The following is a 15,405-nucleotide window of genomic DNA, read 5'->3' on the forward strand; positions in this document are numbered from 1 at the left end:
AAAACTAATCCCTACTGATTTTCATAGACTCAGATATTATAATCTCAAAAACCTCATCTCTACTTAAACCACTTTCTTTTGCAGAATCTAAGAAAATACTCGCATAAGTCATACCTGGAATAGTATTAATCTCGAGTAGGAAAGGCTTTTTACTACTTTCGCAATATATTAAATCAACCCGCCCATAAACTTGACCACCTATTGATTTAAAGGCATCCAATGCGACTTGACCAATATTTTCAATTTCTTTACTAGAAAGATCTGGACTTAAAACTCTTTTAGTTTCTCCAGAATTGAATTTAGATTCATAGTCAAATACTTTATTCTCAGGAATTATTTCAACTGGGCCTAAGTACCTATCATTTAATATAGGTATAGTAAACTCTCTACCTTTAATATAACTTTCTAAAATTATAGTTTCTGAGTATTCCATTGCTTTTTCTATTGCCAAGAAAATAGCATCTTTGCTTTCTACAAGACTAAGACCAAAACTACATCCATCTCTATTTGGCTTAACAATTAAAGGTAAACCAAGCTGCATAATATCGTCTAAATTTAATTGTTTATTCTTCTCAATTACTAAGAAATCAGGGGTAGAAAGCCCGTTATATTTCCATATCATTTTTGCTAAGTGTTTTTCCATAGCAATTGCTGAAGCTGCAACCCCGCATCCGGAATAAGGGATACCAATTGAACTCAAAACAGCCTGTGCAACACCATCTTCACCGCCTTTACCATGAAGAGCTATAAACGCAAAATCCCACTCATTTTTTTTTAATTCTGTTAATTTTGTTTTCTGAGTATCGATCATATGCGCATCATGCCCCATTGCTAAAAGGGCCTTTAATGAGCTCTCTGCAGTTTGCAAAGACACCTCTCTTTCGGTAGAGTTTCCACCACATAAAATTGCTATTTTCACTTACGTTACCTTACTTTATTCTGATAAAAAACATTATTTAACACTGTAAATAATTTGCTAACATCATCATCTATAAAAAAATGCTTTCCTGAAAAACTGTGATATTCGACATCATTAAAAAAATTTGACCAACCTTTAATGTCCGATTCAGAAACAATTACATCTTTATCGCCATATAAAACTGTCGAATTTACGTCAATTTTTTGAAATAGATCTCGTTCAATTTTCCATTCTGCTAACTTAAAATCTGCACGCAATGATTTAGAAAAAACCTTATAAATAGTCTCATCAAAAGCAAACTCCGGTTTGGTTGCTCCAATCTTTATTAGTGCTCGCTTAAAGTCATCATCAGACTTTAAGAATAGACCTTCATATAAGTAGGGTAAATCAGGTGCCCTACAGCCCGAAGAAATGAAATGGTTTATATTTAAGCCACTCTCATAGAATCTATATACTAATTGGTATCCAATTAACGCCCCTAAGCTATGGCCAAATATTATTGTTTTTTTATTAGTCAAAACACTTATCTCATTGACAAGAATATCCACAAGTTTGCGCATATTTGAAATGGGCTTTTCCTTTATCCTTCCAAATCTCCCAGGAAGGTAAACAGGAAACATACTCACAAACTCAGGTAAATATTCGGCCCATTTATAAAAAATCTGTGGACCACCACCAGCATAGGGTATACAAATTAAGTTGATTTCACTATCAGACCGCATAAAGCGGTCTTCATACCATAATGACTTTGGCATTAAACAACCTGTTCTTTTTCAGTTACTATCTCAATTAAAAAGTCAAGTGTAGAATTGTCAAAAAAATCTTCCATATCAATATCCAAACCAAATTCTTCATTAACCTTTTGTACAAGTTTCATCGCTAATAATGAATTTCCAGATAAATCAAAAAAGTCAACTGACGAGTCACATTCTTGAATACTTAAGCTATCTAACCAAATTTTTCTTAAAACTTCTAACTTACTCATAGTAATTCACTCCTTTTACAACCAAATATTTCAAACATACCAAGTGAAGGGTGGTACATATGTGACACCATATACCCTTCAAATAAATAACTCTCAAATGGCTTTGTTAAAACCAAAGCTCCTTTATTTTTCATTTCTTTATGTGTTTTATAGAAATCATTCACCCTAAAACAAATGTGGTAAATACAACAGTCTTCATTTTTCAACACTTCATCTATAGGGCTTCTCTTTGAAATATCGAGAGATTCCACTAACTCCAATACATCGCCCTTAGAATTTTTCATTTTAGTGGCGTATATATTAAGCGGAACAATTTCTTTTTTATAAATTACAGTTTCAAAGCCGAGCAGAGAAAATAACTTCAATGTAGAGTCAGTGTTTCTTGTTGCATAAGCAACATGATCCACACCAAACTCTTCTGCTATTAGCGCGGAAATATCTTCACTCATATATTAAAAACCCTTAACTTTACTAATGACAATTAGTGGTACAAATATAAAAAAACAGCCAATAGAAAACATCCAATCAACATTCTCTCCAAAATATAAAAAACCGAGAATAGCAGACCAAACCAATCCTAAGTATTCAAAACTTGCAATTCTTGATGGCTCGCAAACTTTATATAGATAAAGATTAACAAGACTAAATAATAAAGTTAAAAGTGAAACGATAACTGCCAATCCAAAATGTTCCGCATTGATTTCAAAACCCGAAAAGTACAATAAAACTAGCGATGGTGGTAAAGCCCATAAATAATAATACGTTAAAGATTGCAGATAACTACAATCATTTGGTATTTTCTTTATAATAAGGTTGCTACCTGCTACCGATACAGCTGACACCAACGCACTGAACATTGAATATTCAAGATCATTTGGTTTTACAATAATCAAAACGCCACAAAAACCAATAAAAACACTTATAATTACACTTTTACCGACCCTAACTTTTAACAAAAACAAACTTATTAAAACAACAAAAATTGGGGATGAATAAAAAACTGCTGTCGCTGTTGCTATTGGCAGATTCTGAATTGCGTAAACAGAAGAAAGTCCTGCTAAATAGCCAAGCTGTGCTCTTATTAGATGCAACCACCACAAATCATTATTAACTTTGTTTTTTTTAACTTCGCTCCAAAAAAAAACAGGAAGAAGAATTGTCAAGGAAAATAAAACCCTAACAAAAATAAATTGGAAAACATCAAGCTCGCCTTCAAATTTAATAAAAAAGCCAGGTAAAACAGATGTAAAGCTTGCAATAAAGAGAAGGAAAACAATCGTCAAGCTAAAATTATTACTTGCTTTTAATTCCATTAAAAAACCTGTATACATTTTCTTTCAGCTGCTCCAACAAATTAAAAGCAACTGAAATATACTATTAATTAGAAAGTATTGTGACCAAACTTATCTTCACCAGAGACAAGAACACATTTATGTTTATTTAAAGAAGCCCCACCTCCAAATTCGTTAAGCCCTTTTGAATATGGGTATACTTTTACAGATGTAGGTAAATATCTAGTCGCATAACCCAATCTCATAGCATTAGTTTTACCTGAATGAGGATGTGATGCATGCATTAATGTAGACCAAAAAATAATAAATTGACCTGCCTTCATAACCATAGATTCTGCTTTAGACTCATCAGGTTTCCAATTTGGGTCTATTTGAAGTTGCCGATAGTCATACCCAAAGAAACCTCTTTTAATACCGTCTTTTTCTTCTTGGTTTATACTATTTTCATCATAGTCAATTACTTTACTTTCATCATATTTTAACTCCCTATGTGTCTCAGGAATAAACTGTAAACACCCATTTTCAATTGTAGAATCTGTTAAAGCAGCCCATACCGTTATAGTACCGCCAAAATCAGAGCCGTCAGGCCATTCTATTTGTGGCTTTTTATCACCTGCAACACCTGAAAAATTTGATGCTTGATGCCAATCGGTACCTTCATCACCAGGGTATTTTGGAAAGAACTCTGTTCGCCAAACTAATAAATCTCTACCTAATATACTTTCGACTCTATCAACAATCTCTGGCCGATGAATATGCTTATCCAGGAAGTCAACATCTAAATGTCGATCATAATTCGCTAAATTTGTGCTTCCAGAAATACTATTATCATTGGCATAAGCTGCTTCTTTAGTGTTAAATAGCTTTTTTCTAAGAGCTTTAAACTCTGCGGCTATTTCCTCAGAGTCATATAAATCAAACGGACCTATAAAACCTTGCTTTTCAAACTTACTTAACTCCTCATCAGTTAATCTATAATTTTTATTTGAATCAACTCTTCTCATTTTAACTCCTCCATTTATTAAAAGCATTAATCCGCCTCCCTTTATAGGAACAACATTTCACACACTACTTTAAATATGCAGTTTCCACAAGCTATAAAAAAAATCAATTATTTAAATTTTAATAATTATAAAAATCAAATTAATCCAAATGTAGACAACAATAAAGAGGCTGGGCGGGATCATACTTCGCGCACTTCTTAACCAAACCGTATTCGAGCATGAAATCTGGGGGCGAAAATTCCGGAAAACACATATTTTAGTTTAATAAACAAACAACGCGCCTTCAAAGTGAACGATTAAGTTAGTGAGATCCCACTCAGGACTAAGAAATGACACTTATAACAAACTAATAAGCAATACTTTAGGATGGCAAAATATGTCGATTAGTACGAACTATCCTTAAATAGTTAACAAAAATGATTACCCCTTTAAAAGACCGAAATTTCTCCTAAACATGGCGATACATCATCTCTCAAGTATTTTTTACACTCGGTGTAGTTACTTAAAAGTTTTAGAAAGTCACTTAATTTCATGGTCAAGTGATATGGATTTTTAAGTGCACAATAAATACAAACCCAAAAGAAAATTACAAAATATTTATAAAAAACCCTTAAAATTAACAGATAACTTACAACTCAAATTAATAATACGCATGAAAAAATTAAAATTAGGGCTGATTGTCCACTCCACCCGTTAGTGAGACACCTGTGAGCTAGAGTTTCCAATTTTGCTCGGTAAGCTGCGGGCGGCAGGTCACCAAGGCTTTCATGTGTGCGTTCTTCGTTGTAATCCAATCGCCAGAACCACGCCATTTCTTTTACTTAATTGATACTTTCAAACAAGTCAGCATCTAAAAATTCTCGTCTAAATGATCCATTAAACCGCTCAACAAACCCGTTTTGCTGTGGCTTTCCAGGCTTGATATAAACTAATTCGATGTTATGCGCTGCGCACCAATCAGTTAAACGCGCTGAGATTAACTCAGGCCCGTTATCTACTCGAATTTGTTTCAGTAAACCGCGCTCTTCTTTCAATTGTTCAAGTGTTCTAACAACTCGTTCCGCTGGCAGCGAAGTATCTACTTCAATAGCCAAACACTCCCGTGTGCCTTCATCAACAATATTGAGCGTTCTGAATCGTTTTCCGCAGTATAAAGAATCATGCATAAAATCTAAGCCCCATTGGTGATTAGCTTGAGCTATTACTTCTAATGGCTGTGCGACTCGTTTTGGCAAGACGTGTTTCACTCTACGCTTTAGTTTAAACCCATTTGACAATACACCAGATAAACACGCTTATGGTTAAACGGATACCCTTTAAAACGAAGACGACCATAGCATTTCCAGAACCTTGCTCTGGGAGACTTTTTTAACTCTGCATTGATGGCATCAATGACAGCTGCGTCAGACTTTCGCCAGTCTCGTTCTGGCCGGTAATAGGTAGCGCGACCAATACCGACAAACTTACACGCTTTTACAATACTTAAACCCGCCTGAACCAGTTCGCTGGCGCAACTTCGCTTCTGCGCTGTCACCAAACCTTTTTTGCGAATAGCTCCTTTATCGCATGGTTTTCCAGGCTCACGTCAGCGTACATCTTTTTAAGCTTGGCATTTTCTTCTTCAAGCTCTTTTAGACGCTTAACATCTGACGCTTCCATACCACCATATTTGGCTTTCCAGTTGTAGTATGTGGCGCTGCTGACCCCATGCTTGCGGCATACTTCTTCAACTTTCATATCTGCATCTGTTTCTTTGAGCACAGCTATGATCTGAGATTCTGTAAAACGTGACTTTTTCATCGTTGTCTCCTGATTTTGATATTACAGAAAACTCTAATTAAACATGTCTCATGTTAAGGGAAGTGGACAGATCTGTCTCCCGCAGCTTACCGAGCAAAATTGGAAAACTTTAGTTTACGTGTAGGTCCGCTTCTGGCAGAAATGGTTGTAGTGGTCAACTAATTCCGGACAGTGAATTAAGTTTTTCTTCTGCTACTGCTGGAGCTTGCATATCGTTATGACTATGAGGCCTTCTCCAGTTGTAATAGTTCATCAAGTAAAAGCTAACGCCTTGTTCAGCTTCTTTAAATGAACTGTAGCCTGTACTTGGAAGCCATTCCGTTTTGAGACTTCTAAATAAACGCTCCATCGGGGCATTGTCCCAACAATTTCCTCTGCGGCTCATACTTTGTGTTATTTGATATCGCCATAGTCTTTGTCTAAATTTGATTGAGCTGTACTGACTGCCTTGGTCAGAATGGAACATAACTCCCCTAGGTTTGCCTCTTTGTTCATATGCTCTATCTAATGCTTTGATAGTTAATGCTGTATTTGGCTTTTCTGACATCGCCCAACCGACAACTCGCCGCGCGCATAAATCAATAACTACTGCTAAGTATGACCACTTCTGACCAGTCCAAATATACGTAATATCTCCACACCACACTTGATTTGGATTTTGCACATCGAACTCTCTATTTAACGAGTTTGGTATATCAGGGCGTTCATTCACGGCTACTTTATAAACGTGTGGTCCTGGTTGTTTCGACACAAGGTGCATATCACGCATTATCCGCCTGACCTTGAATAAACCTGCCTCAATCTTTAAATCTGCAAGCATTGCTAAGAGTGTACGACTACCCGCAGCGCCTCGACTGAGATTAAAGCAAGCGTTTAGTTGAGCTCTCAGCTTAACATCATTGACGTCAATGATGTTACGACGTCTTTTATAGTCATAAAAACTTGAACGAGCAATATCAAAGACGTTACAGACCATTTCTACCGGTTCGTGCTCACTTAATTGGTCTATTAACGAATATTGTTCATTTCTTCTGACATTAAGAGAGCTGTAGCCTTTTTTAGTATCGATTTTTCTCGCTCTAAGCGATTGATCCTGGCTTCAAGCTCTTGAATCTTTTGCTGTTCAGGGGTCAACGCTTTAGACGTAGGCGTTTCACCGCTTCGTTCACGCTCAAGCTGTTGTACCCAGCGCCTTAAGGCGGTTTCACCAATATCCAAAGAGTGGCATGCATCTTGGTGGGAGTAGCCTTTATCTAAAACTAAACAAGCTGCTTCAAGTTTGAATTCTTTACTAAATGTTCGACGTTTTCTTGCCATTGGACACCTCTAGTTGAGTGGTAATGATACCACCTAAAATAGTGTCCGGGTTTATTGAACCACAACAGGTCCTGTCCTGTATGGCAATCAATGATGAGCTTATATTGGAGTTAAAAAATGACTTGGAGTTTCTCAAATCAATGTCCCTTGATAATGACATTAGCCCTTTTGCAAAAGCTAGGAGGTTAGAGCCTCAAGCTTAATTAAATAATTGTGAGCATGCTCCTTACCGTTGAAACAAATTTCCATATCGCTGTCAAAATCCAAGCATACTTGTGGCCTTTCTGGTTTACCAAACAGTTTACATAGGTTACGATTATCTAGTTGAACACACCTTACACCAGAAGGTTTGCCATTTGGCATGCCTGGGATAGGTGTTGTAATTGATGGTGCCACACAACACGCACCACAGCCTCTGCCATCTCTATCAATACATGGAGATGATTCTACGGTTATGAACATACCATCGGACATAAATTTAAGCACTCAATCTTTGTTAGATTTTAATGTTGAGTATTTTAGTGCATTCTATTCTTGATCTTCAACACATTCAAACTCATCAATAAGCTTCAATGCAAGAAATAGCTGATATCCTCTTTCAGTTTATCTCTCTCGACTCGATATTTTTCTTTGAGGGCAATTTCATGATTGAGCTTACCTCTGAGTCTATAGATATCTTTACTGGAAGGAAGACATTCAGCTCGTTTCAATTCACAAATTTTCTCTTTAAAAGTTTCGTATAAGGGATGTGAATAGTTTAAGGTACCGTTTGATAGCTCAGCTCTTTTTTCTAAAGCACTAACGTTGACCCTTTTTCCCTCTTCAATTAGCTCTTTCAGAGCCTGACGAGCAAGCTTCAAGTTTTCCTCAATCATAGTCGACTTCTTCCCCAAAGAACTCTAATGCCTGCCTATATACCTCTAACTCCAGCCTTAAGAATTCAATACTTGCATCTGGTAATTTTTTCAATTTTGCTTGTTCCAGTAATTCTTTGTACCTCTTAAATCTACTTTCCAGATTGTAATTGATTGTCGATCTGCCACCAAGTTTTCGCAGTTAACATTACATTTAGATGACTGGATCACACCATTGAACTCGCATTTAGTACCGTTCATACAATACATGCCATTTCCAAGCGACATAATTCTCGAACTCCCTCTTTTAGCCATAGATAAAGCCTGTAGTGGTAAAGTTTTTTATTAGGAGCCAAATTCTTTTGCTTCATCAATGCTTGTCCACCACCTCCAAATAGTTGTTCACTTTCTTGGAAAGCTATAGCAAGAGAAGCAGACCTCTCCAAACCTGCTTTATCAAGCTCAGATATAAAAGCCCTTGCAAGGTTTCCTAACGACTTACTATTTGCTGGAGTACCACTGCAATACCAGTCAGTGACTGTTTTATACATGTGTTTAAATTGTACTACCAAATATCTCGTAGAAACGAGTTCTAGTCGATTTAAATGCACAGCAATACTTCTTCTATATTGATGGGAACGAATTGACCATTTACCTCCAACATAAATCACTTTTTCAACTATTACTCTATTAGAAATATTAGGATTTAAAACCCAAAATTCATGCACATCCTTTTCATCTAGAGTGATGTCATTTACATCACTCCAATTAAGATATGAATCTACTTTCCGCTGGGTCTTCATGTGCTTAACTACCTTTGAAGACCTATATTTCCTTGGGTCAGATTTTAAGTAAATTTCATCTAGTTCCCTGCCAGAGACACCAAAAAACTTCTCTGCAATTGGTCTAATCTTTATGAAAATCTTTTTTATATAAGGACCTGCTGCCCAGATTTCGATAGAACCACCCTCTGGGGCATTTTTAAACAGCCTTGTTTTTGCACCTACCCAAGAATTTTCTTCAATCAATGAGCCAAACTTCAGACAATTTGATTCTGATACTCTCATACCAGTCATAGCCTGAATTGCTTCACAACCAATTCGCACTAAGTTATTGTAAAATCAATCAACCACTTCTACTTTGAGATAATATCTGGATAGGCATTGCACCCTGCATCAGTACGATTAAAAAACTGTTTTAGCTCTTCAGCTGTTCTTCGAATTACCATACTGCTCTTAGCACAATGTTTATCATCATAAATTTTAGCCAGACTCTCTTGGTAGTATTTATCCAAGTACATAGCCCAATTTCGACTAGTTTTTTTACTCCTTTCTTCTTAACGTACTTATCAAAATCAAAAATAATTTCACAAATCTTAGACCAATTACTTTCCTCAACATTAAAATGATCAAAAAAATTCATATATGAACTCCAATAATCATTTAAAATACGCATAGGCATACAATATGTCTGATTGCTTTTTCTTGTTGGCCCCCATGAAGTTTCTAGTGACATCCAAAGCAATCTCTACACTTACACCAACTTCATTGATGGCAATATTAAGCAATGAAGTGGCAAAGGTTGCTCTTAGATCATGAGGCTTATGGTTGAAGTTAGCCCTGAAGCAATCAAGGTACTTCTTTTTTAATCGATACCAAGAAGAGTAAAATGCACACTTAGTGTAAGGTCTTCCGAGATTTGACTGGAAAAGTCGACCTCGAAAAGGTTTTTTTTCCTATCTCAAAGTTCAGTATTTCATTTGCAAGGCGTGTCGTACGGAATAGATATCTTTCTTTTGAAAACTTCGTTTTCGTGCCGTTTGCTGGCCCTATTCTCAATCCACGTACAAGATATTTGCCTTCACATTAGGCTAAAGAGCTCTCAGTAATAAGTACACAGGGAAAGGATAAAGCCTCGCCCAGTCTTAACCCTGAGAAAAGCATCAACTTTATTGCAAGCCTGAAAGGTAGCGATTCAAGCTCAATCAACTGAATAAAATGAGAAAATTCAGACTTTGTTAGCGGATTTAATGGATTACTTCTGGGGGTTGGAATCGTTAAATCACTAGCAGTAATTTTACGAAAACCATCAATAACACTTAACCGGCGTTTAAAAAAAAGCTCTTGCTTAATAAGCTTCTCTTCATCAAGCATTTGGTAGAAACTTTTGATAACTAATATGTATGAGTTTGCAGTAGTTGAACTCAGTGTTTTCTGTTCAATAACTCTATCGAGTAAGAACTGCCTGAAACCATATGTAGGGCTAACAATCTTGTATTTTCCTTCATCCAGTGCTTGAACATTGTTGTCTGAAAACCACGTCATCCACGTGTAAAGCGCCTTTGCTGTCGTAGATAAATCTCTACAACCCCTACAAGCTTTTAATACAATGAAATTATTAACTAAAAAGATGAGTCTTTCATCAAAACCATGAAAAAGAGGGACTTTCACTATTCTGAAGTTACTTGAGAAAGACAAAGGTTCATCGAAGCTTTGACTTCTATTTATTTTTCCAACTCTGACGGTAACATCATTAACAAAACTGAGTGGCATGAGGCTATAAACTTCTAAGGATAGCGCCACAACCAAGCCTACAATCCATTCTGTTTCTCGCAATTTTGACAATAAGTGGTGCATTTTATCGAAAAATCGACTACACGTAAAAGCACCAATCGCTTTTAAGAATGTAACGATAAATTTAGGTACGCAAAGCTTTGTTACATATTCAGTCTGGATTTAAACACCTCGACATAACTATTCGCGTATTCTTAAGCTTATCGATGATCTAGAGCCGTTAATCTGGGTCATTAAAAATCATTCAACAGGAAGGATTTTAACGTGGCTAGTAAAAAACAAATAATTCTACCAATTGCCGTTCTTACGGTGGGAATTGCAGCGGCCGTTGCCATGTCTGCAATGAAACAACCTCCAGAAGAGAAGAAAGAAGAAATAGTACATCCTCTCGTACAGGTTCAACCTATTCATATTGACCAAGTTAAGCTTAACGTATCGTCATACGGTATCGTGATGCCAAAATACAGTACTGAGCTTGTTGCTCAGGTCAGTGGTCAAGTCATTTCATTGTCTGACAAGTTTGTCAAAGGTGGCTTTGTCAAAGAAGGCGACGTGCTTGCTCGCATCGACCCGAATGACTATGAAGCGTCGCTGATTGAAGCTGAAGCGGCTTTAGCACAAGCCAGCTCAGCGCTAGAAATAGAACAAGCTCAGGTGCAAGTAGCAAAAGCAGAATGGCAAAGGATTAAAGCAAACGCTAACGAAAAAATACCTTCCGAGCTCTATTTAAGAAAACCTCAGCTCGCTGAAAAGTTAGCAAGCTTTAAAGCGGCGCAGGCTGCAGTGAAAAGAGCGAACCGAAATTTAGAGCGTACTTATATCAAAGCGCCTTACGATGCGATTATAGAGTCTCGTACCGTAAGCCTTGGTAGTGTAGTTAATCCCGGTAATGGCTTTGGTAAACTCAATGCGACATCTGTTGCAGAAGTACGCCTCCCTGTTGCCGATAATGAATTGAAATACTTACCGCAACAAGGCGTTGGCACCGATGTCGTGATCACAGCAGAAGTCGCTGGTCAACCGATGAGTTGGAAAGGCGAGATTGTCCGCAGTGAAGGCGTTATCGATAACAAAAGTCGCATGACCTACCTTGTTGCTCAAGTCGAACAGCCTTATCACAACAACGTAAAACCACTACGTTTTGGCGCTTATATCAATGCTGATATTCAAGGTTTGTTAGTGCAAAATGCCACTATGCTTCCTCATCACTTAGTGAAAGAAGGTCGCGTTGCAACATTGGATGACGATAACAAGCTGAGTTACAAAAAGGTCAATATTATTAGAGAGTACAATGGCATGGTCGTCGTTGATAACGGTGTTGAGTCAGGCCAACAGCTCATTACTTCAGCGCTAGACTATCCTTCTGAAGGGATGCAACTACGTACAGACGATACTCCTTCGCAAAGCGCAAACACCCAATTGGCGCTCAAAGAGGAGTAAGGTTTATGCAGAGTCAAAGCACAGAAAAAGGCTTAATTGCTTGGTTTGCACGTAACCCAGTCGCAGCAAACTTATTGATGATATTTATTATTGTGGGCGGCTTGCTTACCGCGTTTTCGATCCGCAAGCAAATGTTTCCACAATACGACAGTAACTGGATAAGTGTTCAAGCTGTGTATCCGGGCGCGGCACCTCAAGAGGTCGAGGAAGGGATCACGATTAAGATCGAGGAATCCATGGAAGGTCTCGAAGGGATCAAACGCTTGATCACCTACTCTAATCGCGGTTACTCGCAAACTTGGATAGAAGTAGACGAGCAGTACAACACCAAAGAGGTACTCGACGAAGTCAAGATGCAAGTAGACTCCGTCTCAACTTTCCCATCAGGAATGGAACGCCCTATTGTACGTCACGACAAGGCAACCCAAGAAGTGATGTGGTTGTCGCTCAATGGCGACTTGAGTCCCCATGATCTTAAAGAGCTTGGTAATCGCATTCATGAAGAAATGCTGTCGTTACCTGGCGTTAACCTTGTACGCTTTGATGGTGGCCTGAACTATGAAATCTCTATTGAGATAAGCCCTGATAAAATGCGCGAATACGGCCTAAGTTTTAGAGCAATTTCGGATGCAGTAAAGAGCTTCTCAGCGAACATGTCTGCTGGCCAAATTCGCTCCGAAAATGGCTATATTTCAATGCGAGTTGAAAACCAAGCCTATCGCGGTGACGAGTTTAGAAAGCTCCCCTTACTAACTCTACCAGACGGCGCACAGGTTAGCTTAGGCGATGTCGCCACCATTAACGATGGCTTTGAAGAAGGACTGCAATACTCTAAATACAATGGTAAGAACTCACTGGTGTATGAAGTTAGCGCGTCAAAAGACCAAGACATCACCAAAGTTGCAGATATCATTAAGAACTATCTTGAGGCCAAGAAAGGCTCACTGCCACAAGGCGTAGAACTTGAACCTTTTATTGACTTGACCTATTACCTCAATGGCCGCCTTAACATGATGCTGGAAAATATGGCGTTAGGTGGGGTATTAGTTATGCTAATGCTTGCTCTATTTTTACGTGTGCGTTTAGCATTTTGGGTAATGATGGGGTTGCCAGTTAGCTTCTTAGGTGCATTTTTAATGATGCCAATGGGCTATTTAGACGTAACGATTAACTTAGCCTCACTGTTTGCCTTTATTTTGGTGTTGGGGATTGTCGTTGATGACGCGATAGTCGTCGGTGAATCCGCCCATGCTGAAATAGAAAAACATGGTCATAGCCTAGATAATGTCGTTCGTGGCGTAAAACGTGTTGCTATCCCAGCCACTTTTGGTGTGCTTACTACTGTTGCTGCTTTCTTGCCGCAAACATTAGCAACTGGCCCAACGGCAGCATTTTCTAAAGCAATTGGTGGCGTAATAATTCTTTGCTTACTATTCTCTTTGGTTGAATCTAAGCTGGTTTTACCTGCGCATTTAGCAGCAATGAAAGACAAACCAAGCAACCCTAAAAATCCGTTCCACCGCCTCAGGGAAAAAATGGATAGCGGCCTTCAATCTTTCATTGAAAACACGTACCGCCCATTCATTGTACGCTGTATTCACTACCGTTATACCGTTATCGTTGGCTTTTTAACCATTTTAATTGTCAGCGCGGGGATGTTTGCTGGTGGCTTAGTGAAGTTTGTTGCTAACCCAAAAATCCCACATGATTTTCCACGTATCTCGATTGATATGAACTTATCTTCGTCAGAAAACGCGACGCTTGAGTCAATTCAAAAAATTGAGCAAATGGTACTGAATGTCGACAAAGAAATTGAGGCTGAGTATGGCAAGAAAATGATCCGTGATTACATGGTGAATATGAATGGCCGCACAAGCGCAAATATTATGGTGATCTTGGTTGAACCAGATGCACGCCCAATCGATACCTTTGCACTCAGCGCCCGCTGGCGTGATGCAATGCCTGCACTGCCTGGTGTTAAATCGCTAAACATTCAAGATAGCATCATGAATGGTGGTCGTGATGACGGAGATATTAGCTTTAGATTAGAAGGTAAACACAAAGAAGAGCTTCGCGAAGTCGCACAGAAACTAAAAGACAAGCTAGCAACTATTGAAGGTGTTGGTGATATCAATGACTCTATGCAATCAGCAACCGATGAAGTGCAGCTTGAGCTTAAACCATTAGCGTATAGCCTTGGACTGACATTGGCGGATGTTGCATCTCAAGTAAACTTCAGTTACTACGGCCTTGAAGCACAGCGTATTTTACGTGATGGTGAGGAGATCAAAGTAATGATCCGTTACCCTAAAGAACATCGTGATGCCATTAGTGACATTCAGGACGTGCGTATTTTAACGCCTCAAGGTGCAGAAGTGCCGTTGGTAGAAGTGGCTGATGTAAAATTGGTTGATGGTGTGAACCGAATTCGCCGCGAAAACGCCAAACGCACGATTAATGTTTGGGCATCAGTTGATACAGAAATCGCACAACCATTTGAGATAGCAAAACAGGTTCGTGACGAATATCTTCCTAGTCTATTAAAGAACTACCCTGGCGTTCAGAGTGCAGTGGCGGGTCGCGTACAAGAAGAAATGGACAGTGTTGCTGAGCAAATTCGTGACTTTGCCCTGTCATTAATGATTATCTTCGCACTACTGGCAATTCCACTACGTTCTTATTCTCAGCCTGTCATCATCATGTCTGTGATCCCATTTGGTGTGGTCGGCGCGGTATTCGGTCATATGATATTGGGAATGACAATGAGTAGTTTGTCGTTCTTTGGAATTATTGCCGTGGCAGGGGTTGTGGTAAACGACTCTTTGGTTATGGTGGATTTTGTCAATAAAGCACGCGAAGAAGGTATCGATTTAAAAGCCGCGGCCGTCGAGGCCGGATGTAAACGCTTTAGAGCAATCTTGCTCACTTCGTTGACCACCTTTATCGGACTTGTACCAATCATTATGGAAACCAGCCTGCAAGCTAAAATTGTCATTCCAATGGCAGTATCGCTTGCGTTTGGTGTGTTGTTTGCCACGGTGATCACCCTCGTACTTATCCCTTGTCAATATGTGGCACTTGAAGATGTTAAACGCGTTGGCCGCAAATGGTTTAAAGGTAAAGGCTCGGCTGATAGCCAACAAACGACACCGGAGCTAAATTCTAATACTCACTAAGTAACACATTACTAGCCCACAAAAAAGCTCGGAAACTTCCGAGCT

General features: G+C 38.6%; 13 protein-coding genes and 1 pseudogene. 2 read left to right on the top strand and 12 right to left on the bottom strand.

Features of this window, described 5'->3' with window-relative positions; translation table 11 throughout:
• Positions 1–4 precede the first annotated feature (4 nt).
• The 12 genes and pseudogenes from MHN30_RS10645 to MHN30_RS10700 form a co-directional block, all read right to left on the bottom strand.
• Entirely contained in the window at positions 5–919 is a 915-nt protein-coding gene (locus MHN30_RS10645) for a D-alanine--D-alanine ligase (protein WP_130163933.1), read from the bottom strand.
• A gap of 5 nt (positions 920–924) precedes the next feature.
• The gene (locus tag MHN30_RS10650) at positions 925–1,674 is read right to left on the bottom strand and encodes a thioesterase domain-containing protein (protein WP_130163932.1); all 750 of its coding nucleotides are present in this window, start codon (positions 1,672–1,674) and stop codon (positions 925–927) included.
• A complete protein-coding gene (locus MHN30_RS10655; RefSeq protein ID WP_130163931.1) occupies positions 1,674–1,904 on the bottom strand; it encodes an acyl carrier protein in 231 nt (76 codons plus the stop codon). The genes MHN30_RS10650 and MHN30_RS10655 overlap by 1 nt, the downstream gene beginning before the upstream one ends.
• Positions 1,901–2,353 carry a VOC family protein gene (locus MHN30_RS10660; protein WP_130163930.1) on the bottom strand — a complete coding sequence of 151 codons (453 nt, stop codon included), beginning with the start codon at positions 2,351–2,353 and terminating at the stop codon, positions 1,901–1,903. The genes MHN30_RS10655 and MHN30_RS10660 overlap by 4 nt, the downstream gene beginning before the upstream one ends.
• Positions 2,354–2,356: 3 nt before the next feature.
• Positions 2,357–3,217: a DMT family transporter gene (locus MHN30_RS10665; protein WP_165384092.1), complete on the bottom strand. Its 861-nt coding sequence runs from the start codon at positions 3,215–3,217 to the stop codon at positions 2,357–2,359.
• Between the two features lie 68 nt (positions 3,218–3,285).
• Positions 3,286–4,200 carry a chlorinating enzyme gene (locus MHN30_RS10670; protein ID WP_130163928.1) on the bottom strand — a complete coding sequence of 305 codons (915 nt, stop codon included), beginning with the start codon at positions 4,198–4,200 and terminating at the stop codon, positions 3,286–3,288.
• Positions 4,201–4,835: 635 nt separating this feature from the next.
• Positions 4,836–6,000, bottom strand: a pseudogene (locus tag MHN30_RS10675) (IS3 family transposase).
• Between the two features lie 154 nt (positions 6,001–6,154).
• A protein-coding gene (locus MHN30_RS10680) for an IS3 family transposase (protein ID WP_130163927.1) occupies positions 6,155–7,317 on the bottom strand; the annotation gives its coding sequence in 2 pieces (ribosomal slippage) (positions 6,155–7,062 and positions 7,062–7,317; 1,164 coding nt in all).
• Between the two features lie 177 nt (positions 7,318–7,494).
• Positions 7,495–7,779: a YkgJ family cysteine cluster protein gene (locus tag MHN30_RS10685; RefSeq protein WP_130163969.1), complete on the bottom strand. Its 285-nt coding sequence runs from the start codon at positions 7,777–7,779 to the stop codon at positions 7,495–7,497.
• Between the two features lie 107 nt (positions 7,780–7,886).
• Positions 7,887–8,192: a hypothetical protein gene (locus MHN30_RS10690; protein ID WP_239359535.1), complete on the bottom strand. Its 306-nt coding sequence runs from the start codon at positions 8,190–8,192 to the stop codon at positions 7,887–7,889.
• 236 nt (positions 8,193–8,428) lie between these two features.
• Complete coding sequence (locus MHN30_RS10695; RefSeq protein ID WP_130163920.1) at positions 8,429–9,247, bottom strand: hypothetical protein; 819 nt, start codon at positions 9,245–9,247, stop codon at positions 8,429–8,431.
• Between the two features lie 789 nt (positions 9,248–10,036).
• A complete protein-coding gene (locus tag MHN30_RS10700) occupies positions 10,037–10,795 on the bottom strand; it encodes a hypothetical protein (RefSeq protein WP_130163919.1) in 759 nt (252 codons plus the stop codon).
• Between the two features lie 213 nt (positions 10,796–11,008).
• Between MHN30_RS10700 and MHN30_RS10705 the strand changes: the two genes are divergently transcribed.
• A complete protein-coding gene (locus MHN30_RS10705; protein ID WP_239359536.1) occupies positions 11,009–12,184 on the top strand; it encodes an efflux RND transporter periplasmic adaptor subunit in 1,176 nt (391 codons plus the stop codon).
• Between the two features lie 5 nt (positions 12,185–12,189).
• Positions 12,190–15,360, top strand: a complete 3,171-nt coding sequence (locus MHN30_RS10710; RefSeq protein ID WP_130163917.1) for an efflux RND transporter permease subunit — start codon at positions 12,190–12,192, stop codon at positions 15,358–15,360.
• The last annotated feature ends 45 nt before the right edge of the window (positions 15,361–15,405 follow it).

Origin of the sequence: Pseudoalteromonas sp. OF7H-1, assembly GCF_022347825.1 — a bacterium.
Classification (GTDB): domain Bacteria; phylum Pseudomonadota; class Gammaproteobacteria; order Enterobacterales; family Alteromonadaceae; genus Pseudoalteromonas; species Pseudoalteromonas maricaloris.